Source organism: Bacteroides finegoldii DSM 17565 (assembly GCF_000156195.1).
Taxonomy (GTDB): Bacteria; Bacteroidota; Bacteroidia; order Bacteroidales; family Bacteroidaceae; genus Bacteroides; species Bacteroides finegoldii.
This window is the reverse complement of sequence record NZ_GG688324.1, coordinates 93,574-118,929: the sequence shown is the minus strand read 5'-3', so window position 1 is coordinate 118,929 and position 25,356 is coordinate 93,574. Positions and strand designations below refer to the sequence as shown.

The following is a 25,356-nucleotide window of genomic DNA, read 5'->3' as shown; positions in this document are numbered from 1 at the left end:
CAAAAATACAAAAAAGACGCTTCCCGTGAAAGGAAACGTCTCTTTTATTATAATATTTCAAGTGTATATTATTCTTCAACAATTGCTACACGACTCAGTTTAGCATCATCATAGAACATGTTGCCAACACCACCCTTATAATCAACCTTCAACTGAGAAGCAGGAACTCCAAATTCGTTAACCATCAAGTCACGAACAGCTTCAGCTCTCTTCTTACTCAACTTCATGTTGTATTCAGCAGAGCCTGTACCCTTATCAGCATATCCAGTTATAGTAAATACTTTTCCTGGATTTTCCTTGATACCCTTAGCCATAGCTTCGATATTCATGTACTCTCTCTTGCTGATATTGCTCTTACCGATATTGAATACAACAACAAGACGTGGAACCAATCCAGCTTCTTTCTTAACAATCACTTCCGGTTTCTTATTACGTGCTTCAACCAGGTCACGCTTCAAAGATTCATTTTCACCCTTCAGTGCGTTTACTCTGTCTCTCATATCGTTCAACTGGCTCTCTGGAACCATCGGAACCGTAGGAACTGCATTCCAACCGCGTTTCTTAAATTTATAAGTAACACCTACAGTCAGTCCTAACATAGCTTCCTTATTCTCACCAGCCAATGTATTTTTCATAAACAGGCTACGCATTTCCACGTTGAAGTCCAAAGCAGACGACAAACGGAAACGGTTAATCAAACCTAAATTAAAACCAATATTATCATCTGTCGGTTTCGTCCAAGAATGAACCCATCCTGCACCTGCATAAGGGATGAATGAATACAGACGGTCTTCCTTATACCCGCAGAACATATTAGTAAGGTTCAACATAACATCAGCATGGAAATTAGCGATATTCCATTTCTGCTTATAATATCCGTTAGACATAACGCCACCTTTTACGTAAGCATCATCTTCAAGCAAAGTAGCTCCCTTAGCCTGAAGACCATTATAAGCAATACGCAAACCGATTCCGGGAGTAAACCACTTTCCTACAGCAATGTCCAATGCAGGAGCAAGTCGTTTTCCAAAATCCAACTTACCGTCATTATCTCCAAAATACATCTGGGCTCCCAGACCACCACTAATAAACCAATTAGCTCCAAAGCGGTTTGTCTCTACGCTATAGCTGGTTGCTGCTTTTTCTTTTTCCTGAGCAGGCAGACAAACAGAAACTGCCGCCAATAAAATAAATAATAAACCCTTTTTCATCTCAATTTATTTTAGTAAATAATATATTTCCATCAAAAAGAGAATAAGATGAACTTATTTTCTTAAAAATTACTGCAAATATAGATATTTAATATAATACACGCAAAAAATCACGTAAAAAATCACACCTCCATTCTTTTTTTTATAAAACAAAAATAGCCAACGACAAATTTATCATTGGCTATTCTTATTTTTCTGCTGTACCTTTAATATACTAACTTTACATTATCAATCCATAATGTATTTCCCGGAGAACCTATATATGCCCCTCCGTGACTGGATGTAAACTGAAGACACAGATGGGTAGGAACGTCATTTTCATCCCCCCAAGCCACCTCATGAATAGGTACACTTTCGCCTTTACTATTGACCGTGTAACTTTCAGTAACCTGCAGACGCATCATGTGAGCCTTATATTCAGGACGACTTGTAATATCACCATACATAATTTCATAGGAAACATTATTCTTCCAATCCGTAGAGTGATAATAATAGGTCACCATTGTACCGATACGTTTCGCATACACGTTTCCTTCCGCATCTTCCCAACGTTTCTGTAAAAACAGAATAGCTGCAGGATAATCTTTACCGGGAACATCCGTAATCTTACTGAATCCGGTAGCACGGATACGATTTTCGCGATCCGACATCTTCACCTTGTAATCGAACTGAAGGGCTACCGGTTTCTTAGTAAACGGAATACCGGTCTGCAGCATCTTCTGTGGATTCTTAGTACCTTTAATAGGTTCATGCACCGATCCGGTAAAAATAGAACCAGCCGCCAGCACCGTGATATTGACCAGTCCCAACACCTTCACACTTTCCATGCGAGTATCCAGCCGCGCACAGTATCCATTCCCTCTTTTTTCGGGGAAAACCGATGTGTTCGTCTTGGTAATTCCGGCTACTTTTGCCATCACGTTTGAAGTACCCCAAGGCGAACCACCCATATTTTTATAAACCTGATCTCCCTTGATTACAGTGGTCGGCCCTATCGCATATACATTCTTTGTATTTCCGCCAATAATGCTCGACTCCTTTATTTGACGGTCTACCCATTGATCCATGTCTCCAAAAGGAACCATTTCGACTTTATGTTGCGCCATCAAAGACAAGGAAGAAAAAAATGCAACAAAACCTGTCATCAACAGGCGACGAACAATTTTCTGAACCATTACTTTCCTTTCTTTTTTCTTCTTCTTATAAATTATACTCCCATTGCTTTAAAGCAAATCCCCAATTCTCTTCAACCAGACGAATTGTGCGATCATCATATTTATACTTGTTCTTTTTATATCCTTTCTTACCGCCCACATACTTTTCTATGTCAGCACGCGCTTCCGTGAATCCCGGAATAGAAAGTGACTTATAAATATTCTCTGTCATTCCCATCGCATCTGCTTCAAAATCTTCAAACTTCACCTCCATCAGATTACCTTCGGGGATAAACTGTTTATCCGATTCATACTTATGATAAAGTTTTGCATAAATAGAAAGGATATTTTCCTCCAATTGTTCATTGCTGATATCCTGCAACTTCAACGGTTGAATCGTATTTGTAAAGAAACTGCGTGTAGATTCGAATACCGTATACGGATTACGCATCAAGTAAATAAACTTAGCGTTCGGGAACATCTTTACCAGTTCTTTCACCCGACCGGTGTGCGGAGGATTCTTGCTAAGGAATTGAGTACCATGTGTATTCCACAAAGAAATCTTAATCAGTTTCGTAAATACCTCTTCAAAAACTTTCAACTCCGCGTCTGTAATATCATCAAACAACAGATACTTGTCTGCATATTCCTGTTGACATTTCGGTAAAAACCAAAAATTATAATAAGTATAAGGCATCATATTCGACAATGCAAATTCCTCTTCCTGCGGAAGATCCACAGCCAGTTCCATATTGTCGGTCGGACGTTTATCCGGCATCAGCCAACTCATATTCTTTTTAAAGAAAGGCTGTCCCCACATCATCAAATGAGGAAACACAGTCTGATACGTTGTATTATACCCAAAATGCTTGTCGCAAGAGAACACATTATGAACAAAAGTAGTTCCGCTTCTCCAATGTCCCAGAATAAATACCGGATCATGTTCCAATGGCTGGTTGGCCAATAGCTTTTCATACCGACTATTCTGCAATCCGGCTAATGGAGAGAGTAAACGGCACACCGCCTTTGTCAACCGGTATTTTCCTTTGTAAGCCGCATCTATTTCACGACCGGCAGTGATAGCCTTAAACGTTTTCCAATCTGCACCTACCAGCGTATTAATCGGAAGTTTATTAAATTCGAGTAATCCCATACTTTTCTTACTTTATTATTTTCACAGCAAAACCCTGACGTTCCAATTCCTTTGCTGCTTTCTCCACAGCTTCATAATGTTCCGGAGCAATTCCCAACTTCGGTAAGTCCAAAACAGGAATATCATCCGTATTGCTCATATCCTTCACCTCAACCCGATCGATAATCATACCGACAGCCGAAGTATTATTCGTAATAGGATCAATCAAGATAAATGAACCGCATGACTTATTCTTCTTATACGGATCAAAGAAAAGTTCTTTGGCAGTAGTCAGCACCACACGTGCAATCTGATTGAGCTGCAATGGCAAACTATCTGCCGTCAATTGTCCATTATCAACAGAAAGGTGTTCCATTGTGTTTACATCCACCTTATATTTAATCGCATCAATACGGGTACGGCTCAGATTAGTCGTTTGCTTGATAAAGAAAGACTTATTGATATCCATCGGTTCCTCGTCCATCCACACCATCATTGCCTCAAAATTACGGTCGATAATAGGCAAGTTATCCGGATGTACCAGCATTTCACCACGAGACACATCAATCTCATCTTCCAAAGTCAATGTAACAGATTGCGGTGGAAACGCATAATCCAACTCCCCGTCATAAGTTACGATACTTTTTACCTTAGACGTTTTTCCCGAAGGAAGTGCCATCACTGTATCCCCCTTACGGACAATACCGGATGCGACCTTACCGCAGAAACCTCTAAAGTCCAGATTCGGGCGAAGTACATATTGAACCGGGAAACGGAAATCAGACAGATTATGGTCATTATCAATATGAACGGTTTCCAGAAAATCCAACAAAGAGATTCCTTTATACCACGGAGTACGTTCCGATTTATCCACTACATTATCTCCATCCAAAGCGGAAAGAGGAATACAGTTCACATCAGGAATTCCCAACGGAGCAACGAATTTCTTGTATTCGGCAACAATCTCGTTGAACCGTTCTTCCGAGAAGTCCACCAAGTCCATCTTGTTTACGGCCAATACGACATGCTTGATACCCAACAGAGATACCAGGAAAGTATGGCGGCGTGTCTGTGTAATCACTCCCATACGGGCGTCTACCAGAATAATAGCTAAGTTAGCCGTAGATCCGCCGGTGATCATATTACGAGTATACTGCTCATGTCCCGGAGTATCCGCAATAATAAACTTACGGCCGTTGGTAGAAAAATAACGATAAGCCACATCAATCGTAATACCCTGTTCCCGTTCGGCTTTCAAACCATCGAGCAACAATGCGTAGTCTATATGCTCACCCGCATTTCCTACACGTTTGCTATCACGCTCCAACGCATCCAACTGGTCTTCGTACAATTTCTTACTGTCAAACAACAAACGTCCGATCAGCGTTGATTTCCCATCATCAACCGAACCGGCGGTCAACAGTCTCAGCAAGTCTTTCTGCTCATCCTTATCCAGAAAAGCCTTTATATCTAATTTATTATCTGCCATCACTTGTTACAATTAAAAGTATCCTTCACGTTTCTTCTGCTCCATACTCGCATCCTGGTCGAAGTCAATCACGCGAGTTGTTCGCTCACTCTTAGTAGTAGTCATCATTTCTTCCACAATCTCCTCAATTGTTGAAGCTCCGCTTTCTATAGCACCCGTCAATGGCCAACAACCCAACGTACGGAAACGGACCATCTTCATTTCAATCTGATCACGGTATTTTTCCGGCAAGCGGTCATCATCCGCCATAATCAGATTACCATCCATTTGTACTACCGGACGTTCCTTTGCATAATACAACGGGACAATCGGAATATTCTCCAGCCGAATGTACTGCCAGATATCCAACTCTGTCCAGTTACTCAACGGAAATACGCGAATACTTTCCCCCTTGTGTACACGGGCATTATAAATATCCCACAATTCAGGGCGCTGGTTTTTCGGATCCCACTGATGGAACTTATCCCGGAAAGAGAAAATACGTTCTTTCGCACGTGATTTCTCTTCATCACGACGGGCTCCCCCAAACGCTGCATCAAACTTATACTTATCCAGAGCACGAAGCAATGCCTGTGTCTTCATCAGATCAGTGTGTACTTTGCTTCCATGCGTAAAAGGTCCCACCCCTGCATTGAAAGCTTCCATATTACTTTCTACAATCAGATTCCATCCATATTTCTTTGCATATTCGTCACGGAACTGAATCATCTCCTTGAACTTCCATTTCGAATCGATATGCATCAAAGGGAATGGTACTTTACCCGGATAAAACGCTTTTTCCGCCAAACGTACCATCACCGAAGAATCTTTTCCGATACTGTAAAGCATCACCGGATTCTCAAATTCCGCCGCCACCTCGCGAATGATATGAATAGACTCTGCTTCGAGCTCTTTCAAGTGACTTAATTTATATTCTTCCATTTATTTTAAAAGTTATGAATTACGAATTATGAATTTGCCGACAACCGCATACCAATTCTTCATTCCTAATTCTTCATTTCACATTCTTCACTTTAGGTAAAATCAGCTCCAGCAAACGATTTACAGATTCTTCCAAACTTAGTTTAGAAGTATCCAACGACAAAGCCGGATGTTCCGGTATCTCAAAAGGCGCGGAGATTCCCGTAAAATTCTTTATTTCTCCTTTGCGGGCTTTCGCATACAAGCCCTTTACATCGCGTCTCTCACACTCCTCCAACGGGGTACTTACGAAAATTTCCAGAAAATCATCCTTTCCGATTATATTCGCTGCCATTTCGCGAATATCATTATTCGGACTGATAAAAGCAGCAATTGTTATAATGCCGCTGTCCAAAAACAACTTTGACACTTCGGCTATACGGCGAATGTTCTCCACCCGGTCGGTTTCCGAAAAGCCCAAATTATTATTAATTCCGCTACGGATATTATCCCCGTCCAGAATACGGCAAAGCAGTCCACGCTTATGCAGTTCGCGTTCCAATGCAATGGCAACTGTACTTTTCCCCGACCCGCTCAGTCCGGTAAACCATATCATGACACTATGCTGTCCCAAAAGCTCTTCTTTGTCTTGCCGTGTCATCATGCGGTCAAATATAGGATATATATGATTCTTTTCTTCCATCTATAAATTAGTTTTATTAAAAGTTCCAGATCATCGGGATCAGAATAACAGAAATTAAGAAGGTTATAATATTTAGCGGTAATCCGATACGCACAAAATCCATAAACTTATAGTTACCGATACCTTGCACAATCAGATTCGTCTGATAACCAATCGGTGTAGAGAAACTGGCAGATGCAGCCATACAAATCACCACAAAGAAAGGTGTCGGGCTGACTCCCATCTGTGTCGAGATCGACAGTGCCAAGGGAAACGCCAAAGCCGCCGCTGCATTATTGGTTATCAACTCCGTAAACAGATTTGTAATAATAAATAGCATTGCAAGCAACACGTGCGGACCGTAATCATCACTTAACCCAATGATGAACTTAGCAACGCAATCCGCCACTCCCGAATTTACCATCGCCTTACTGATCGCAAAAGCACAAGCAATCGTAATCAGGATATCCCACGAAATGTATTTAGTATATTTGCGGGCAGGAAACAGATTTGTCCATGCCATAATAATAGTAGTAATAGAAACAAAGAAGAACATATCCAGTTTGATATCCGGAAACATTTCCCTCACAATAGGAAGTTCACCCACTGTTGCACCTACAATCATCAACACCAAAAGAAACAAAGCAAACCAACGTTTTTTCTTTCCGGCAGTATCAGGGTCACTTCCATTTGTCAACAGCACGAATACGGAAGATTCTCCCCATGTCGGAATAAACGTATCATCAGCCATCACCACAAGAGTATCTCCTTCATGAAGCACTATATCTTCCAGATTCGTAACAAAACGTTGCCCGTTACGTGTCTTTATCTCCTTCACTTCCGCCCCATAATGGCGTTGGAAATTAAAATCCTTCAGTTTCTTATTAATACCGGGAAAACGCGCACCCAATACAGCCTCTACCCGGTGCAGCTTCTCCCCTTCCTCTACTTCCTCATCCGGCACCGCCGTATCCGGACGTGCATCCGGCAACAGACGCTTCGAAAAAACAAACAGATAAATAATACCGGCAATGGCTATAAAGATTCCTACCTTTCCAAGTTCAAACATCGAGAAGCCTTCGAACCCGGCATCCAATATCATACCATGCACCACCAGATTAGTAGAGGTACCGATCAGCGTACAAATACCACCCAGAATAGTGACATAAGAAAGAGGTATCAAGAATTTTGTAGCAGGAAGCTTCACCGAATTGGCCCAATGCTTGATTATAGGAGCAAAGATAACCACGACAGGAGTATTATTCAAGAAAGCGGAGATGAACGCCACCGAAGGTAAAAGACGCAACTGTGCCTTAAACACCGTTGTCTTCCCCTGAGGCAACAGCTTCTTTATCACCTGTCCCAGCGTACCCGACTGTCGGATCCCTTCACTCACCAGAAATAGCAAAGCAACAGTTATCATACCTTTGTTGCTAAAGCCTTCAAGCATCTCTTTGGGAGTCAGAATACCGGCACACAAAAATAATACCACTACTGAAAAAAGTATCATACCCGGACGCATCTTATCTGCAACCAAGGCAGCTACCATTCCTAATAGGGCCAATAGTACAAATACAATTTCAAATGTCATATAAACATCAATTAGTGTTCTCTCTTGGGCTCAACAATAAACCAAGGATTCAATAAGTCCTCCTTATTATATCGTAACGGTTCATCCTTTCCGGCTTGATACACTTCCATTCCAGCAGCACGTGCAATCGCATGTCCGGCAGCCGTATCCCACTCCATAGTCGGAGCAAAGCGCGGATACACGTCAGCCTCTCCTTCCGCCACCAGACAGATCTTCATAGAACTTCCACGCGATATCAACTCAATGCCACCGCGTTTCTTTTTCCTCAGGTCTGCAATATATTCTTCCGTTTCAGGCGACAAGTGCGAACGGGAAGCAACGACTATGAAATGATCGCGAGGATCATCCAAAGGCAACCGTTCCGAATCTTCGATCATCTGTTTCAATGTCAGCGTATTATCTTCCAGACCGACAAGACCGGAGCACTTATATGCTCCCACACCCTCAACCGCAAAATAGAGTATTCTCTTTACAGGCACATAAATAACCCCTATCACAGGCACCGAGTCTTGCACCAAAGCAATATTTACAGTAAATTCTCCATTACGCTTGATAAATTCCTTTGTACCATCCAAAGGATCCACAATCCATAACGTATCCCATTTACGGCGGACCTCATAATCCAGATGTCTCCCTTCTTCACTAAGGATCGGGAAAGGAGTCTTGCTCAAAACGGCAACAATTGCTTCATGTGCTTTTCTGTCCGCTATTGTCAGTGGAGAATTATCAGCCTTTCTTTCTATTTCAAAATCCGATGCCGGATCCTCATAAATAGACAGTATTTCTTCACTTGCTTTCAATGCTGCATCAATAGCAGCCATTACATATTTTTGTTCCATTTAATTCTTTTATTAAAACCTCATTTCCATCAAGGCTTTGAATTCTCCAAATTAAGAATTGACAAAAGTAAAAACTTTCTTTGCTATAAAAGTTTCCCCGCTGGCATTTATAACTTCTTTTAGTAGAAAGATAAAAATATCTAAATAGATATTCAACCCTTTCTTCAATAAAAAAGCAGTAACTTCCCAGTTACCGCCTTCTTATTTGGAAACAACATTTGTTCTTTCCAAGTATATATTACCAAAAAGAAATCAATAAACACGATACAGCAACCAGGCTCCCTGGAAATCCGAACGGTTCGGATACTTAGCTTTAAAAGCATCACGGGCTTCAGCTGCTGCAGCTTTATCGGCAAATGAACTTACGATAACACGATACATCGCCTTATCTGCATTGAACGCAATAGTTGACTGATAACCTTGTGCGTCCAACCAATCTTTCAGACCTTCCGCATTTGCTTTAACGCCAAAACTACCTGCCACTACACTATAATCTTTCAATCCCTCATTGCCGGAAACCACTGTAACTTTTTCCTGGCGAACGCCGGATGTATCTGCCACTTTAGGTGTTGCCACAGGAGCTGCCACTACCGGAGTCACTTCTACCGGAACTTCCACCTGCGGTTCCGCCAGTTCCTGCTGTTTTGCTTTCTCGTAAGCTTTCTTATAGGCGCTTTCGCTGGATTTACAAGATGCAAAAGCCAGCACCAAGCATACTCCCATTCCCAATACGACTAATTTTTTCATAATCCTATACTCATGTTTTAATTAATAATTCTATATCCTTGTCCATCTACATTTAGTTTCGGGCAACAAAATAATAGAAATTTTATCATCCGGCAAAGAAATCCGGCAAAAAAACCTCTATTCCGTCTTTTTCTTGTACGAAATAGTACCCGTAGCCTGATAAGTAGGCATTAAAAGCACTTCCGCAATCTGAATATGCTCGGGAGCCGATGCGGCAAAATAGACAGTCTCGGCAATATCATCTCCCGTCAACGGACGAATCCCTTTGTAAAAAATTATCAGCAGCCTCTTTATCTCCACGATAACGTACTACCGTAAAATTTGTTTCCACCATACCCGGCTTAATATTCGTTACTCTCAATGGTGTATCCACCAAGTCAATCCGCAAACCGTCCGACAGAGCTTTTACAGCAGCTTTAGTCGCACAATACACGCTTCCTCCGGGATAAGCGGCATCACCGGCAATGGAACCGATATTGACAACATGTCCGCGCCCGCGTTCCACCATACCAGGTACTACCATGCGTGTCATAGCCAGCAACCCTCTTATATTCGTATCGATCATGATGTCCCACTCATCCAAACTCCCCTCAAACTCCTTATCCACGCCAATCACCAGTCCGGCATTGTTGACCAGCACATCAATCGCTTTCCACTCTTCGGGCAAAGATTCCAAAGCTGCAGCAGCCTGCTTCCGGTCACGTACATCAAAAGGAAGTATATATACCCGCACACCATACATCTTTTCCAATTCAGCCTTCAGTTCCTCCAACTTCGACACGGTACGCGCATTCAAAATCAAGTTCCATCCCTCTTTTGCAAACTTACGGGCACAACCTTCACCAATTCCGCTACTGGCACCGGTAATAAAAACAATTTTAGCTTCCATTATGTTTCGATTTACAATATTAGTTAGCAAAAGTACGCCTTAAGTTATATTGATTAGCCTCGAAAGTCAGTTAAATAAGATTAAAACCGAAGAAGAAAAAAAATAAATATAAAACTGAGCACTTTTTTTTCGTTTTCATGAACAACCTTTCAATAAAAATGTTATATTTGTTGTATCATAATCATTTTAAACATTACAAATTATGAAAGGATTGAATGTATTAGCAGCTTTTCTGGGTGGTGCAGCCGTAGGCGCAGCCCTTGGTATTTTATTTGCTCCTGAGAAGGGAGAAGATACTCGTCATAAAATTGCAGAGATTCTCCGTAAGAAAGGTATCAAGCTCAACCGTAATGAGATGGAAAATCTTGTTGACGAGATTGCAGCTGAGATGAAAGGAGAAATAGCAGAGTAAATGAGTAACAACAGACTAAAACAGAGCGACCATGTTTGCAGACGATAAAAGTATTGAAAATTTCCAGCAGTTATTTTTCGAGTTCAAGAAATATTTAGAACTTCAGAAAGAATATACCAAATTAGAATTAACGGAAAAGTTAACCATACTATTCTCAACGTTAATCATGATATTAGTACTTATTATCTTAGGCATGGTAGCCCTGTTTTACCTGCTTTTTGCATTGGCTTACATATTAGAGCCATTGCTCGGTGGTCTCATGGCTAGTTTTGCCATTATTGCCGGTATCAACATTGTCCTAATCTTCCTAGTTATTATTTTCCGCAAGCAGCTCATCATCTCTCCGATGGTGAACTTCCTCGCTAATTTATTTTTAACCGATCCAAATAAATAAATTATGAGTGCACAAACACCAGCACAGAAAATTACTTTAGAAGAAATCGCAGAACGTAAAAAGAAACTTCTAAATGAGATTCATGTTCAAAAGAAAGCCATGACTGCCACAACACGCGAGATATTCGCTCCGCTAGCTCCGGCTACCAACAAAGCGGATGCCATTATGCGTTCGTTCAATACAGGCATGGCGATATTCGATGGGGTGGTAATGGGAATCAAGATTATGAGGAAGATACGTGCATACTTCAGGAATATGAGATAAAATAAGGGACTTCACTATATCCTACTTAAAAGTCAACAAATCCTCCATTTTAGAAATAAACATTACAGTCTTATCAATAAGCGGAAGAATTTCTTCTTCTGCACTTAACATAAATCACCCCCTCTCGTTCCACATTCTTGTAAAATGATGAAAAACTCCTTTCCATCCAGTCCTTAAAAGTATAAAGAATGGGATGAATTTGTATGTCAATAGTCCATCCAAGTTCCAAAAAGGATAAGAAATATAATCATGGTCATCTAATCCAACTTTATCTTTATTCAGTAAAATAAGAATATTCCCCATCCAAATCCTCCCTCGCATCTCCACGAGCTTGTGATCCGAATAAAATAACTTTAGCGCCAGATGGTATTGTCTTAGCTATTGTTTCTTTGATCAATCGTAATATTTCCTCTTTTTGCATATTAAAATACAATTAATAGCATCTTCACTACAAACGATAATAAGTAAACCTGAAAACACACAGCCTAAGCCACAATTATTTTCTTCTGAATGAAGAAATCATCTAAACATAGTACTCTAAAGCAATATATCAAAAAGGATTTATTTCTATAATTTTAAAACAATATTTTAACTCTGCCATAAATTTTTGCTGTGACTGAAATCCCCACTCTATTAATAAAAAATCAATTACCGAATCAATGCGTTCCTCCGCTCTAGGAAATATAATGAGATTATACTGACTCATTTCTCATACTTATTCATAAAAGAAGAAATACTACGATATTCTCCTCTCTTATACTATTTTAATCCAATACGGATATCTTCTTTCACATAATCAGGTATCTCTTTTGTATAGAACATACTAGAATAATAAGCACCTGCCTGTTCTTTAGCTGCTCCTTTGTACAGGCTTCCTCTTTTTTTCTATGTGAATAATCCTCTGTCATTTGTTCCTTTATTTTTTGCAAAGTTATCTCTTTAGAGATAAAAAGTCACCCGGCTTTGCCCATTATCATAACAGAACAAAGTCGGATGACTAAATTATGGCGATTAAGTATTAATTATACGTACGTTTCCAACAGTTTCACATTACCTCCTACGGGAGTAATAGTGACATCCTGCGTCGTAGCAGGCAGCAAGATCGATTCTCCCGCATTGACCGTCAGTTCATTACCTTCATTATCTTTCATCACACATGCTCCCTCCATACAGATAAAGATCACGAATGAGTCGAGTTCCGAATAATCGCAACTGATTTCTTCAGTCATGTCATACAAAGAAGTAGTGAAGTAAGGACAAGCCACCAATTCCACCGGTTCATCCTTCAAAGGTTCGTACTTCGTGCGATAATCATCCAATACCTCATAGTTGATGGCTTCACGGGCTAAATCAGTGTGAAGCTCACGGGTTTTACCATTCGCATCTTTACGGTTGAAGTCGTAGATACGGTAAGTGATGTCGGAAGTCTGCTGAATCTCGGCGATGAATGAACCTGCCCCGATACTGTGCACACGTCCGGCAGGAAGAAAGAACACATCACCCGGATGAATCTCGTATTCCTGCAATACGTCAGTGATCGTATTGTTCAACACACGTTCTTTATATTCTTTCGGAGTAATCTGTTCGGAAAATCCCGAACGCAACTTTGCTCCTTTGTCGGCATCTACCACATACCACATTTCTGTCTTACCCATTGAATTATGGCGTTTCTTCGCCAGTTCGTCTGTCGGGTGTACCTGGATGGACAAATCCTGTTTAGCATCGATAAACTTGATGAGCAACGGAAATTTGTTTCCGAAACGAGCATAGTTCGCTTCTCCCACCAATTCCTCGCGATACCTTCTTACCATATCAGCCAAGGTTAAACCTTTGTCCGGGCCATTCGCCACAACGGACTCATTGTCTTCAACGCCGGAAATCTCCCAGCTTTCTCCTACTCCCTTCAAGTCAGCGTTCAGATGCTTGAACGGAATAATTTTGTCGCCCCCCCAAAGCGTCTGCTTCAGAATGGGTTCGAATTTTAATGGATACATTTTTGTTTTTCTTGTTATAAACTTAGATTAAATTCGCTCGGATTGTTTCAATCCGGGAACAAACATACGAAAAATAGTTCAAATTTTAGACTATATTTAATAGGAATATTTGTGAGTAAGAAAGAATTTCCTTTTATTTGCAGGAAATTTTAATAATACCAGACATGAATAACACATTCCCAACAGAAGGGAATCTATCAGGGCTCAGCCGGAAAGATTTCCAAAAGGAGATAAACAATAAAGAGACTGATTTATTTATCCTCAAAAACAAGAAGGGAATGGAAGTAGCTGTAACAAATTACGGATGCGCCATTCTTTCTATTATGGTACCGGATAAAAACGGTAAGTATGCCAATGTGATTCTCGGACACGACAGTATCGACCATGTAATCAACAGTCCCGAACCTTTCCTGAGTACGACTATCGGACGTTACGGCAACCGCATTGCCAAAGGAAAATTCACCTTGTTCGGCGAAGAACATGAACTCACCATCAACAACGGACCGAACTCCCTGCATGGAGGACCTACCGGTTTCCATGCCCGCGTATGGGACGCTGTTCAGATTGATGAAGGCACAGTGCAATTCAATTATGTTTCCGCCGACGGCGAAGAGGGGTTCCCCGGTAATCTGGAAGTAGAAATGACTTACCGCCTGGATGACGAGGTGAATGCTCTGAATATTGAATATCGTGCTACAACGGACAAAGCTACAGTAGTCAATCTGACCAATCACGGTTTCTTCAATCTTGCCGGCATAGCCGCTCCCACTCCTACTGTCAACGACCATATCGTTACTATCAACGCTGATTTCTATACACCTATTGACGAAGTTTCCATCCCTACCGGAGAAATAGCCAAAGTAGAAGGTACACCGATGGATTTCCGTACTCCGCACACCGTAGGCGAACGTATCGATGATAAGTTCCAGCAATTGGTATTCGGCGCAGGATATGACCATTGCTACGTATTGAACAAGACAGAGAGCGGTTCGCTTGAGTTGGCCGCGACCTGCAAGGATCCGAAAAGCGGACGTCTCATGGAAGTATATACAACGGAAGCCGGTGTACAGCTTTATACCGGAAACTGGCTCAACGGATTCAAAGGCGCACACGGTGCTACCTTCCCTGCAAGAAGCGCTATCTGCTTTGAAGCTCAATGTTTCCCGGATACTCCGAACAAACCTCATTTTCCATCGGCTACCTTGCTACCGGGCGATGAGTACCAACAAATCACTATTTACAAATTTTCCGTAGAAGAATAACAATTAAAAATAACTAACCTAATTTATAAACTAACATTTTTTTTGAACCATGACACAAGAAAAAAAGAACGGTAAAATCATTGCAATCATTACGATGATTTTCCTTTTCGGTATGATTTCATTTGTTACTAACCTTGCTGCCCCTATGGGTATCGTGCTAAAAAATCAGTTCGACGTATCAAACGCATTAGGCATGCTGGGAAACTTCGGAAACTTCATTGCTTATGCAGTAATGGGTATTCCAAGCGGTATACTGCTGCAACGTGTGGGATATAAGAAAACAGCACTTATCGCAGTGGCTATCGGTTTCATAGGCGTAGGTATTCAATTCTTATCCGGTCATTCAAGCCCGGAAATGGCTTTTGCCGTTTATCTGATCGGTGCATTCGTTGCAGGTTTCTCCATGTGTCTGCTTAACACGGTCGTAAACCCGATGTTGAACAAACTTGGAGGTGAAGGCAACAAAGGAAATCAACTTATTCAGGTCGGTGGATCTTTCAACTCTGTAATGGCTACCATTACTCCGATGTTTGTAGGTATCCTTATCGCCGGTTCTATCGAAAAAGCGACTATCTCTCAGATATTCCCTGTGATGTATACCGCAATGGCTGTATTTGCTTTTGCATTCTTTGTTCTCCTGTTCGTACATATACCGGAACCCAATGCCGCTACTTCAACAGAACCTATTGGAAAATTGATGAAAGGCGCTTTGAAATTCCGCCATTTCATCTTAGGAGCTATTGCAATCTTTGTATATGTAGGTATTGAAGTGGGTGTGCCGGGTACTTTGAATTTGTTCTTGACAGATTCTGTAGAAAAAGGTGGAGCAGGTATAGCGTCTACAATCTCAGGATTCGTAGTAGGAACTTATTGGTTCTTAATGTTGGTCGGACGTCTGGCCGGTGCTTCACTAGGTGCCAAAGTCTCCAGTAAAGCTATGCTTACATTTACTTCCGGCTTAGGCTTGATCTTGGTAATCCTTGCTATCTTCTCATCTACTGAGACATTAGTGAATCTTCCTGTACTTCAACAAAGCGAAACGGGTGGTTTGTCTTTCGGATTTGCCGAAGTACCTATTAACGCCATGTATCTAGTTTTAGTCGGACTGTGTACTTCCATTATGTGGGGCGGTATCTTTAACCTTGCAGTAGAAGGACTGGGCAAATATCTTGCTGCAGCTTCCGGCTTATTCATGGTATTGGTTTGTGGTGGCGGTATCCTTCCTGTCATTCAGGGTATAGTTGCCGATATCGCAGGTTTCATGCCGAGCTACTGGGTTATTATCGCTGCTCTTGCTTATCTGCTGTTCTACGGTCTGGTAGGTTGCAAGAATGTAAACAAAGATATTCCTGTGGAATAATAATATACCAATTTATTCATCTTTAAAATATCAATATCATGGATACAGAATATGTAAGAAGTCGCTTTATCAAACACTTTGACGGAACTACTGGTTTTTTATATGCTTCTCCGGGCCGTATCAACCTGATCGGTGAGCATACCGACTACAATGGCGGATTCGTTTTTCCGGGTGCAGTAGACAAAGGTATGATTGCAGAAATCAAACCGAACGGTACTGACAAAGTAAGAGCGTACTCTATCGACTTGAAAGATTATGTAGAATTCGGCTTGAACGAGGAAGATGCTCCCCGTGCAAGTTGGGCAAGATATATTTTCGGTGTTTGCCGTGAAATGATCAAACGTGGCGTTGACGTAAAAGGATTCAATACGGCTTTCGCAGGTGATGTGCCCCTGGGTGCAGGTATGTCTTCTTCGGCTGCTTTGGAAAGTACATACGCTTTCGCATTGAACGAATTGTTCGGTGACAACAAGATAGATAAATTTGAACTGGCTAAGGTCGGTCAGGCTACAGAGCATAATTATTGTGGTGTGAACTGCGGTATCATGGACCAATTCGCTTCCGTATTCGGTAAAGCCGGCAGCTTGATCCGACTGGATTGCCGTTCATTGGAATATCAGTATTTTCCGTTCCATCCGGAAGGTTACCGTCTGGTGTTGATGGATTCAGTTGTCAAGCACGAATTGGCTTCTTCCGCTTACAACAAGCGCCGCCAAAGTTGTGAAGCTGCCGTTGCCGCTATCCAGAAGAAACATCCGCACGTAGAATTCCTGCGTGACTGTACGATGGAGATGTTGGAAGAGGCTAAAGCTGAAATCAGTGCCGAAGACTATATGCGTGCAGAATACGTAATCGAAGAAATCCAACGTGTATTGGACGTTTGCGATGCTTTGGAAAAAGATGATTACGAAACTGTAGGTAAGAAGATGTACGAAACTCATCACGGCATGAGCAAGCTGTACGAAGTAAGCTGCGAAGAACTCGACTTCCTGAACGACTGCGCTAAAGAATACGGTGTAACCGGTTCACGCGTTATGGGTGGCGGTTTCGGTGGTTGTACAATCAACCTTGTCAAGAACGAATTGTATGACAACTTCGTTGAAAAGACCAAAGCTGCGTTCAAAGCTAAATTCGGCAGAAGCCCGAAAGTGTACGATGTAGTAATCGGTGACGGTTCTCGCAGATTGGAATAAAAGACCATCCGGTTGTATCAGATAATTATGTAGGGCGGCTTTCCGTAATGGAGAGTCGCCCTTTTATATACCAAAATCATTTATACAATGATGAAGGAGAAATTATCGGAGAAAACCGTTTTTCGATGAAAGGACATGAGTCATCAGGAACTAATAAATTATTTGACTTAGCGGCTTTAGTTATCGGCCAATTGGATTTTGGTTATCCGTTAATTGTGGATGAACTTGATTCCAAGCTTCATCCGTTGCTAACCCAACATATAATTAAAGATTGAAGCACAGAGACAGGCGAATCCGACACAGCCACACCGATTGACTTTCCGGGAATCGTCTTATGTTCCACCGTCACATACCAGTAAAACTTACCGTCCCGTTCAATGACCTGACTTGCCCATGCTTCCCCCTTTGCCCAACTGAAATCTTTCGCTTTCAAAGGAACGGGATGCTCCGTCCATGTCTTCAAGTCGGGAGAAGAAAAGACACACCACTCATTGATTAAATAATGCTCATTGAGAGGGGGACACTCATCGTGTCCGTCATAAATATACACTTTCCCATCATGTACCATAGCAGCGGAATCACCTACATACTTATATTTTATAATGGGGTTTTCATTCGCAACAAACGTAGTATCATTCTGCGCCGACAGCCCGGTAAAGGCTGCCAGCACAAATGATAAAACAACTAATCTAACCCCAACCAACCTTGCTTTATTAAAACGAATCATGTTATCCTTTATTTCTTCGTAAATTTATAAACAGCGAATGTGTTCGGCTCCAGCTCGGCAGTAAACACGTGGCCCTGAATAGACACGGGTATTTCCTTTGGAGTGATGGCAAAAGGCTGTTCAAGCGTATTATCCTTGTCCAAATCAAGTGAGCGAAGCTTGATGCAACGGCCGTCAGATAATACGTTTTGTTTCTTCAAGCCTTCAAATTTCAACGAAACCGGTTGAGCCGTATCGGAAGTATTGGCTACTTTTACGATAAGCTCATTCTTATTCTTGTCGTACACCGCACTGGCGAAAAGCCCGTTCTGTCCTTCAGCTCCCGTCACATTTCTCTTGTTCATGGTAAGCGGAAGAACATTGGTCCCCTTATTATGGGCAAACAACTGTTGCACATAGTAGCTTACAGTGCGTACGGAATTCAGATTGTCGAACCAGATCATGTCCGGACACCATTGCCATCCTTCCACATGAGCGAAAAGCGGAGCGTATGTAGCCATATGGACAATATCGGCATTACGTTCCAAACCGGTCATAAAGGCAGCCTCGAGCAAGGCTGCGTGGAAATGATTCCATTTCTTACCTTTACCGTGACAAGCATATTCACCGGCAAAAACTTTCGGACCTTTGCGGTCGTAATTATCATAACGCGCACCTTGAGCCAAGAACCAACTTTCAGGGCGATAGAAATGCTCGTCTACCAAATCAGCTTTCAAGCGTTTCATTTCAGGCCACAGATAATCAAATTCTTTTCCTTCGGAATTAGGGCCGGAACTACCTACAATCTTCATATCCGGATAAGCCTTACGAATAGCCTTTATGAACGGTTCAAGACGTTCCGGATATTCTTTTCCCCATTGCTCGTTACCGATACCGATAAATTTCAGGTTGAAAGGAGCAGGATGTCCCATATCGGCGCGCACCTTTCCCCATGTAGAGTTCACATCACCATTGGCGAACTCAATCAGATCGAGTGCATCCTGAATATAACCGTCCAGATCGCAAACGGCAACGTGCGCTTTCGGATCGTTATTCTGGTATTGGCAGGAAAGACCGCAATTCAAAATAGGAAGCGGTTCGGCACCCATTTCTTCCGATAACAGGAAGTATTCATAGAATCCCAATCCGTAACTCTGATAATAATCCGGATAGAAACGATGGGTAAAAGTGTACTGCCAACGGTTCTCGTTCAAAGGTCGGTTTTCTACCGGACCCACCGATTTCTTCCAGTCATAACGGGTATTCAAATCAGTACCTTCCACAATGCAACCACCGGGAAAACGGAAGACTCCCGGATGGATATCTGCCAAAGCCTGTGCCAAGTCCTTGCGAAGTCCGTTTTCATGTCCTTTCCACGTTTCGACCGGGAAGAGAGAGATATGCTCCAGATCCACTGTTCCTTTGGAAGTAAGGAAAATACGAAGTGTCGATTTCGGCTGGGTCATACCCGGCTTCAAGATCAGCTGGTACTTCTTCCATTCTTTCGAATCGACTGTCAAATCAGCGGTGGCAAACGCCTGATGTTCACCCATAGATTTGGTATCCACCAATTCAATCCGCAATGTTTCTTTTCCGTTCCCCTGCGGCAGACGTGCCCAAACAGAGAAACGATACTCCTCCCCTTTTCGGACACCGATACCGAAGAAGCCTTCGTTATCCAGTCCGGTATGTTTATGGGCATGTCCCGGATTGGAAAGACGCACATAATGCGGATTCCGTTCAAAAGGACCGTCGTCCATCAAAGTTACTTTACCGTAAGTTTTCCATCCCATCAGGTTCTGCGGAAACTCAAACGAGCGGTTCTTCACCAGTTCGGCGTACAAGCCACCGTCGGCCGCATAGTTGATATCCTCAAAAAAAAGTCCGTACATGGTAGGCTGGATTTCCGCTCCCAGTTTCTTTGTCTGTATCACCATTTCATTGGTTTGCGCATGAAGTGCCATTCCGGCAGATAAGGCCACTACAGCCAATAAATTTGTGTATCTTCTCATGGTTTTCAATAAAAAATTATATAGTTATTCTATTCTTTTTCCCCAGACAGAACGTCCCCGACTATCGAGTCCGGTAAAGAGAATGGTTTCCGTCTCATTCTCCCAGTCGTGTCCTGCAAAGATAATCAGATTTTCTATCTTCTCCGTACCCAAATCAAGCATTAACAGATAGTTTTCGGTCAAAAAAGGCCACTTCCCGCTTGCAAGGACAAACTTTCCCTCCACATCAACCATTTCACCGTTGCAAGTACCGTCTTTTAATAAATGGAAGCGGGAAGAATCTGTCCGGCTTCCAACTGACGCTCATATCTCGGCTCCTGTACCCGTATGATCTCCCACTCCCCTGCCAGATCGGCTTCGGTGAAACGGCGTGACGGTGTGCCTGCATACCTTTCGGGAGAAACGACCAGCCAACCTTCCGGAGTAAAGGACAACTGGCGTAAATGCAGCACCATCAACTGATTCTGCGGAGAGAGGCGTCCCTGATGTGCCAGATAGTAATTTCCTTCCCCATCGGAGATCAGTGTATTTGTTCATCAATCATGGTACAAAAATACGCCCCGTTACACTAATCACAGGTGGACATACGAACACATATCATAAAAAACGCCCTTATTTCTCATGCAAAGAGAACACATAGACCGATATACATTCGCAACCGAATATTTTTCCTTTATCAGAAAAATATTTTTTTTATATCCGCCCTTTTATATATAATAATAAGGTATAACAATAAGTGCATTTTTTACGTTTTATGTTGTATAACATACATCAGTGTATTGAACACACCGAAACAAAGTGTTACTTTTACACCCGAATTAAGATAATCAACTCATTTACATAAAAAATATAACCATGAAAAAACATTTTCTACTAGCAGGATTTGCCACACTTATGCTCTTTGCGTGCAATAACAAGCCGGTTTCCGAGCTGACTCTATCAGGTCTTGATCCGGCAAAATTTCAAACAGAAGTAAATAATACCCAAACCAATCTTTATACTTTAAAGAATAAAGCAGGCATGGAAGTGTGCATTACTAATTTCGGAGGTCGTATCGTGTCTATCATGGTACCGGACAAAAACGGAAAGATGCAGGATGTAGTTTTAGGCTTCGATAGTATTGCCGACTATATCAATGTCCCCAGCGACTTCGGTGCTTCCATCGGACGTTATGCCAATCGTATCAATCAAGGACGTTTTGTTCTTGACGGTGATACCATCCAGCTACCACAAAACAATTTCGGGCACTGTCTGCACGGAGGTCCCAAGGGATGGCAATATCAAGTATATGAGGCAAATCTTATTGATCCGATGACATTGGAACTAACCCGTATCTCACCCGACGGTGATGAAAATTTTCCAGGTAATGTAACAGCCAAAGTCACTTACACACTGACAGAAGACAACGCTATCGATATTAAATATAGCGCAACTACCGACAAAAAGACGATCATCAACATGACCAACCACTCTTATTTCAACCTGGCCGGTAGTCCGTCGAAAGCCTCAACCGACAATATTCTGTATGTGAATGCAGACTACTATACTCCGGTAGACAGCACTTTCATGACAACAGGTGAAATTGCCCCGGTAAAAGATACTCCGATGGACTTCACGACTCCGAAAACAGTAGGGCAAGACATCAGTAACTATGATTTTGTCCAGTTGAAAAACGGAAACGGTTATGACCACAATTGGGTACTGAACACTAAGGGAGACATTTCGCAGGTAGCTGCCAAACTGACTTCACCGGAAAGCGGTATCACTCTGGAAGTATATACCAACGAACCGGGTATCCAGGTTTATACAGGTAACTTCCTCGACGGTACTGTAACCGGAAAGAAAGGGATCGTTTACAATCAACGTGCTTCCGTATGTCTGGAAACGCAACATTATCCGGACAGTCCCAACAAAGTTGATTGGCCTTCAGTAGTTCTGGAACCGGGACAAACCTATAACAGCGAATGTATTTTCAAATTCTCAGTAGAGAAATAATATTAACTTATAAATCATATTTATTGTGGAAGCATTAGATTGGGGGGTAATCGGCGTCTTTTTTTTGGCGCTGATCGGTATTATTGTTTGGGTAGTCAGACAAAAACAAAATGACTCGGCAGATTATTTCTTAGGCGGACGTGACGCAACTTGGCTCGCAATCGGAGCCTCTATCTTCGCATCAAACATCGGTTCGGAACACTTGATAGGACTGGCAGGTGCCGGAGCCTCCAGTGGTATGGCGATGGCTCATTGGGAAATTCAAGGATGGATGATTCTGATTTTGGGATGGGTGTTCGTTCCATTCTATACACGAAGCATGGTATACACAATGCCGGAATTCTTGGAACGACGTTATAACCCACAGTCACGTACGATCTTATCTGTTATTTCTTTAGTAAGTTATGTATTGACAAAAGTAGCTGTAACAGTCTATGCCGGTGGTTTGGTATTCCAACAGGTATTCGGTATCAAAGAACTTTGGGGAATCGACTTCTTCTGGATTGCTGCAATCGGATTGGTAGTTCTGACAGCACTTTATACTATCTTCGGGGGTATGAAATCCGTATTGTATACTTCTGTACTCCAGACTCCTATCCTTCTGCTTGGTTCCTTGATCATCCTCGTGCTTGGTTTTAAAGAATTGGGTGGCTGGGACGAAATGATGAAAGTTTGCGGTGCGGTAACTGTAAATGATTACGGAGATACAATGACTAATCTGATCCGTAGTAACGATGATCCGAACTTCCCTTGGCTGGGTGCTTTGATCGGTTCCGCCATTATCGGATTCTGGTATTGGTGTACTGACCAGTTTATCGTACAGCGTGTACTTTCCGGAAAGAATGAGATGGAAGCACGTCGCGGTACCATCTTCGGTGCTTACCTGAAACTGCTGCCTGTCTTCTTGTTTCTTATTCCGGGTATGATCGCATTTGCATTACATCAGAAATATATCGGTGCCGGTGGTGAAGGATTCCTTCCGTTACTGGCTAACGGAACAGCAAATGCCGATGCCGCTTTCCCCACTTTGGTCGCTAAATTGTTGCCGGCCGGTGTGAAAGGTCTGGTTGTATGCGGTATCCTTGCAGCTTTGATGAGTTCTTTAGCTTCTTTGTTCAACTCATCCGCCATGTTGTTTACTATTGACTTCTACAAACGTTTCAGACCGGAGACTCCGGAAAAGAAACTAGTAGGTATCGGCCAGATTGCAACAGTTGTAATTGTAATCTTAGGTATCCTTTGGATTCCTATCATGCGTAGTGTAGGTGATGTTCTTTATACTTATTTGCAGGATGTTCAGTCTGTATTGGCTCCGGGTATCGCAGCCGCTTTCTTATTGGGTATCTGCTGGAAGCGTACTTCCGCTCAAGGTGGTATGTGGGGATTGATAGCCGGTATGGTTATCGGCTTAACTCGTCTGGGTGCTAAAGTATATTATAGCAATGCCGGAGAAGTGGCAGACTCTACATTCAAATATCTGTTCTATGATATGAATTGGCTGTTCTTCTGCGGATGGATGTTCCTGTTCTGCATCATTATCGTAATCGCAGTCAGCCTGGCTACAAAAGCTCCGACAGCGGAAAAGATTCAAGGCTTGGTATTCGGTACGGCTACGAAAGAACAAAAAGCGGCTACACGTGCAAGTTGGAATCATTGGGATATTATCCATACAGCAATTATCCTGGCTATTACCGCAGCTTTCTACTGGTATTTCTGGTAACAATTAATTAACTAATATAAAAAAACGATGAACAATTATTATAGCTCGAATCCTAGCTTTCATGTAGGCATTGACTGCATCATTTTTGGATTTAACGATGGTGAATTAAGTCTGCTACTGCTGAAAAGAAATTTTGAACCTGCAATGGGCGAATGGTCTTTGATGGGAGGATTCGTGCAAGAAAACGAAAGTGTGGACGATGCGGCCAAACGTGTACTTGCGGAACTTACCGGATTGGAAAATGTGTATATGGAACAAGTGGGAACTTTCGGAGCGGTCGACCGTGATCCGGGAGAACGGGTAATCTCCGTCGCATACTATGCGTTGGTCAACGTCAATGAATATGACCGGAAACTAGTTCGGAAACATAACGCTTACTGGGTAAACATCAATGAACTTCCCCCACTGATTTTCGATCATCCTGCAATGGTGACAAAAGCAAAGGAGTTGATGAGACAAAAAGCTTCTACCGAACCTATCGGTTTCAACTTATTGCCTAAACTTTTCACACTATCCAAATTGCAGAGTTTATATGAAGCCATTTACGGTGAAACGATGGATAAGCGCAACTTCCGCAAGCGTGTTGCCGGAATGGATTATGTGGAAAAGACCGATAAGATAGATAAGCTATGTTCCAAACGAGGGGCAGCCTTATATAAGTTTAATAGCAAGGTTTATCGTAAAGATCCGAAATTCAAATTATAATCAATATGCTGGAAGAACTGAAAGAAAAAGTATTTCATGCCAATCTCGAATTGGTAAAGCATGGATTAGTCATCTTTACTTGGGGGAACGTTTCTGCCATCGACCGTGAAAGCGGATTGGTAGTAATCAAACCCAGTGGTGTAAGTTACGATGAAATGAAAGCAGAAGATATGGTAGTAGTGGATCTGGATGGCAAGGTCGTTGAAGGACGGCTGAAGCCATCTTCAGATACTCCGACTCACGTAGTACTCTACAAAGCATTCCCGGAAATCGGCGGAGTGGTACATACCCACTCTACCTATGCGACCGCTTGGGCGCAAGCCGGATGCGACATTCCGAACATCGGAACTACTCATGCCGATTATTTCCATGACGCTATCCCCTGCACGGCAGATATGACCGAAGCAGAAGTGAAAGGTGCCTACGAACTGGAGACCGGGAACGTGATCGTGAAGCGTTTTGAAGGTTTGAATCCTGTACATACACCGGGCGTGCTGGTAAAGAATCACGGTCCTTTCTCCTGGGGAAAAGACGCACACGATGCAGTACACAACGCCGTAGTAATGGAACAGGTAGCAAAAATGGCAAGTATCGCATACGCCGTTAATCCCAATTTAACAATGAATCCTCTGCTGATTGAAAAACATTTCAGTCGCAAGCATGGTCCGAATGCTTATTATGGACAATAATCAATTAAAAACTAGA

At 42.3% G+C, this 25,356-nt stretch carries 22 protein-coding genes and 4 pseudogenes; 10 read left to right on the top strand and 16 right to left on the bottom strand.

Annotated elements, in window-relative coordinates:
• Positions 1-68: 68 nt before the first annotated feature.
• From BACFIN_RS09225 to BACFIN_RS20805, 10 genes and pseudogenes are all read right to left on the bottom strand, one after another.
• Positions 69-1,211 carry an OmpA family protein gene (locus BACFIN_RS09225; protein ID WP_007753743.1) on the bottom strand — a complete coding sequence of 381 codons (1,143 nt, stop codon included), beginning with the start codon at positions 1,209-1,211 and terminating at the stop codon, positions 69-71.
• A gap of 206 nt (positions 1,212-1,417) precedes the next feature.
• Positions 1,418-2,386: a PCMD domain-containing protein gene (locus tag BACFIN_RS09230; RefSeq protein ID WP_007753742.1), complete on the bottom strand. Its 969-nt coding sequence runs from the start codon at positions 2,384-2,386 to the stop codon at positions 1,418-1,420.
• Between the two features lie 25 nt (positions 2,387-2,411).
• Complete coding sequence (locus tag BACFIN_RS09235; protein ID WP_007753740.1) at positions 2,412-3,518, bottom strand: sulfotransferase family protein; 1,107 nt, start codon at positions 3,516-3,518, stop codon at positions 2,412-2,414.
• Positions 3,519-3,525: 7 nt separating this feature from the next.
• Complete coding sequence (gene cysN / locus BACFIN_RS09240; RefSeq protein WP_007753737.1) at positions 3,526-4,986, bottom strand: sulfate adenylyltransferase subunit CysN; 1,461 nt, start codon at positions 4,984-4,986, stop codon at positions 3,526-3,528.
• Positions 4,987-4,998: 12 nt separating this feature from the next.
• The gene (cysD, locus tag BACFIN_RS09245; protein WP_007753735.1) at positions 4,999-5,907 is read right to left on the bottom strand and encodes a sulfate adenylyltransferase subunit CysD; all 909 of its coding nucleotides are present in this window, start codon (positions 5,905-5,907) and stop codon (positions 4,999-5,001) included.
• A gap of 73 nt (positions 5,908-5,980) precedes the next feature.
• Positions 5,981-6,589, bottom strand: coding sequence for an adenylyl-sulfate kinase (cysC, locus tag BACFIN_RS09250; protein WP_007753733.1), 609 nt, complete (start codon positions 6,587-6,589; stop codon positions 5,981-5,983).
• A gap of 16 nt (positions 6,590-6,605) precedes the next feature.
• A complete protein-coding gene (locus BACFIN_RS09255; protein WP_007753732.1) occupies positions 6,606-8,159 on the bottom strand; it encodes an SLC13 family permease in 1,554 nt (517 codons plus the stop codon).
• 11 nt (positions 8,160-8,170) lie between these two features.
• Positions 8,171-8,998 (bottom strand): 3'(2'),5'-bisphosphate nucleotidase CysQ, encoded by an 828-nt coding sequence (gene cysQ / locus BACFIN_RS09260; RefSeq protein ID WP_007753728.1) that lies wholly within the window; start codon positions 8,996-8,998, stop codon positions 8,171-8,173.
• Between the two features lie 252 nt (positions 8,999-9,250).
• On the bottom strand, positions 9,251-9,745 hold the full coding sequence (locus BACFIN_RS09265) for an SPOR domain-containing protein (protein WP_007753726.1): 495 nt from the start codon (positions 9,743-9,745) through the stop codon (positions 9,251-9,253).
• Between the two features lie 117 nt (positions 9,746-9,862).
• Positions 9,863-10,634: pseudogene (locus BACFIN_RS20805) on the bottom strand (SDR family oxidoreductase).
• A 202-nt stretch (positions 10,635-10,836) separates the two neighbouring features.
• On the opposite strand from BACFIN_RS20805, the gene BACFIN_RS09275 reads away from it, so the two are divergent.
• Genes BACFIN_RS09275 through BACFIN_RS09285 form a run of 3 tightly spaced genes read left to right on the top strand, consistent with a single transcriptional unit; the run spans position 10,837 to position 11,704 of the window.
• Entirely contained in the window at positions 10,837-11,046 is a 210-nt protein-coding gene (locus tag BACFIN_RS09275; RefSeq protein ID WP_007753720.1) for a YtxH domain-containing protein, read from the top strand.
• A gap of 31 nt (positions 11,047-11,077) precedes the next feature.
• Complete coding sequence (locus BACFIN_RS09280) at positions 11,078-11,440, top strand: phage holin family protein (RefSeq protein WP_007753717.1); 363 nt, start codon at positions 11,078-11,080, stop codon at positions 11,438-11,440.
• 3 nt (positions 11,441-11,443) lie between these two features.
• Positions 11,444-11,704 (top strand): hypothetical protein, encoded by a 261-nt coding sequence (locus tag BACFIN_RS09285; RefSeq protein ID WP_007753715.1) that lies wholly within the window; start codon positions 11,444-11,446, stop codon positions 11,702-11,704.
• Positions 11,705-11,777: 73 nt separating this feature from the next.
• Here BACFIN_RS09285 and BACFIN_RS20800 read toward each other — a convergent pair.
• Both BACFIN_RS20800 and BACFIN_RS09290 read right to left on the bottom strand, forming a co-directional pair.
• A pseudogene (locus BACFIN_RS20800) lies at positions 11,778-12,125 on the bottom strand (nucleotidyltransferase domain-containing protein).
• A gap of 601 nt (positions 12,126-12,726) precedes the next feature.
• Positions 12,727-13,698: a type I phosphomannose isomerase catalytic subunit gene (locus BACFIN_RS09290; RefSeq protein ID WP_007753704.1), complete on the bottom strand. Its 972-nt coding sequence runs from the start codon at positions 13,696-13,698 to the stop codon at positions 12,727-12,729.
• Between the two features lie 164 nt (positions 13,699-13,862).
• Between BACFIN_RS09290 and BACFIN_RS09295 the strand changes: the two genes are divergently transcribed.
• The 3 genes from BACFIN_RS09295 to galK are packed head-to-tail and all read left to right on the top strand — an operon-like array spanning position 13,863 to position 17,513.
• Positions 13,863-14,960 carry an aldose epimerase family protein gene (locus BACFIN_RS09295; RefSeq protein ID WP_007753702.1) on the top strand — a complete coding sequence of 366 codons (1,098 nt, stop codon included), beginning with the start codon at positions 13,863-13,865 and terminating at the stop codon, positions 14,958-14,960.
• A 49-nt stretch (positions 14,961-15,009) separates the two neighbouring features.
• Positions 15,010-16,320: an MFS transporter gene (locus BACFIN_RS09300; protein WP_007753700.1), complete on the top strand. Its 1,311-nt coding sequence runs from the start codon at positions 15,010-15,012 to the stop codon at positions 16,318-16,320.
• A gap of 38 nt (positions 16,321-16,358) precedes the next feature.
• Positions 16,359-17,513 (top strand): galactokinase, encoded by a 1,155-nt coding sequence (gene galK / locus BACFIN_RS09305; RefSeq protein WP_007753699.1) that lies wholly within the window; start codon positions 16,359-16,361, stop codon positions 17,511-17,513.
• 283 nt (positions 17,514-17,796) lie between these two features.
• On the opposite strand, the pseudogene BACFIN_RS09310 reads toward galK, so the two are convergent.
• The 4 genes and pseudogenes from BACFIN_RS09310 to BACFIN_RS23890 form a co-directional block, all read right to left on the bottom strand.
• Positions 17,797-18,240 (bottom strand): annotated as a pseudogene (locus tag BACFIN_RS09310) (family 43 glycosylhydrolase); the annotation flags it as partial.
• 8 nt (positions 18,241-18,248) lie between these two features.
• Positions 18,249-20,231 carry an alpha-L-arabinofuranosidase C-terminal domain-containing protein gene (locus BACFIN_RS09315; RefSeq protein WP_007753695.1) on the bottom strand — a complete coding sequence of 661 codons (1,983 nt, stop codon included), beginning with the start codon at positions 20,229-20,231 and terminating at the stop codon, positions 18,249-18,251.
• A 24-nt stretch (positions 20,232-20,255) separates the two neighbouring features.
• The gene (locus tag BACFIN_RS23895; protein ID WP_007753693.1) at positions 20,256-20,465 is read right to left on the bottom strand and encodes a lipocalin-like domain-containing protein; all 210 of its coding nucleotides are present in this window, start codon (positions 20,463-20,465) and stop codon (positions 20,256-20,258) included.
• A 37-nt stretch (positions 20,466-20,502) separates the two neighbouring features.
• A pseudogene (locus tag BACFIN_RS23890) lies at positions 20,503-20,755 on the bottom strand (lipocalin-like domain-containing protein); the annotation flags it as partial.
• A 331-nt stretch (positions 20,756-21,086) separates the two neighbouring features.
• On the opposite strand from BACFIN_RS23890, the gene BACFIN_RS09320 reads away from it, so the two are divergent.
• Genes BACFIN_RS09320 through BACFIN_RS09335 form a run of 4 tightly spaced genes read left to right on the top strand, consistent with a single transcriptional unit; the run spans position 21,087 to position 25,340 of the window.
• Positions 21,087-22,226, top strand: a complete 1,140-nt coding sequence (locus BACFIN_RS09320; protein ID WP_007753689.1) for an aldose epimerase family protein — start codon at positions 21,087-21,089, stop codon at positions 22,224-22,226.
• Positions 22,227-22,251: 25 nt separating this feature from the next.
• Positions 22,252-23,946, top strand: a complete 1,695-nt coding sequence (locus tag BACFIN_RS09325) for a sodium:solute symporter (protein ID WP_007753687.1) — start codon at positions 22,252-22,254, stop codon at positions 23,944-23,946.
• Between the two features lie 27 nt (positions 23,947-23,973).
• Positions 23,974-24,651, top strand: coding sequence for an NUDIX hydrolase (locus BACFIN_RS09330; protein ID WP_007753685.1), 678 nt, complete (start codon positions 23,974-23,976; stop codon positions 24,649-24,651).
• A 5-nt stretch (positions 24,652-24,656) separates the two neighbouring features.
• On the top strand, positions 24,657-25,340 hold the full coding sequence (locus tag BACFIN_RS09335) for an L-ribulose-5-phosphate 4-epimerase (protein ID WP_007753683.1): 684 nt from the start codon (positions 24,657-24,659) through the stop codon (positions 25,338-25,340).
• Positions 25,341-25,356 lie beyond the last annotated feature (16 nt).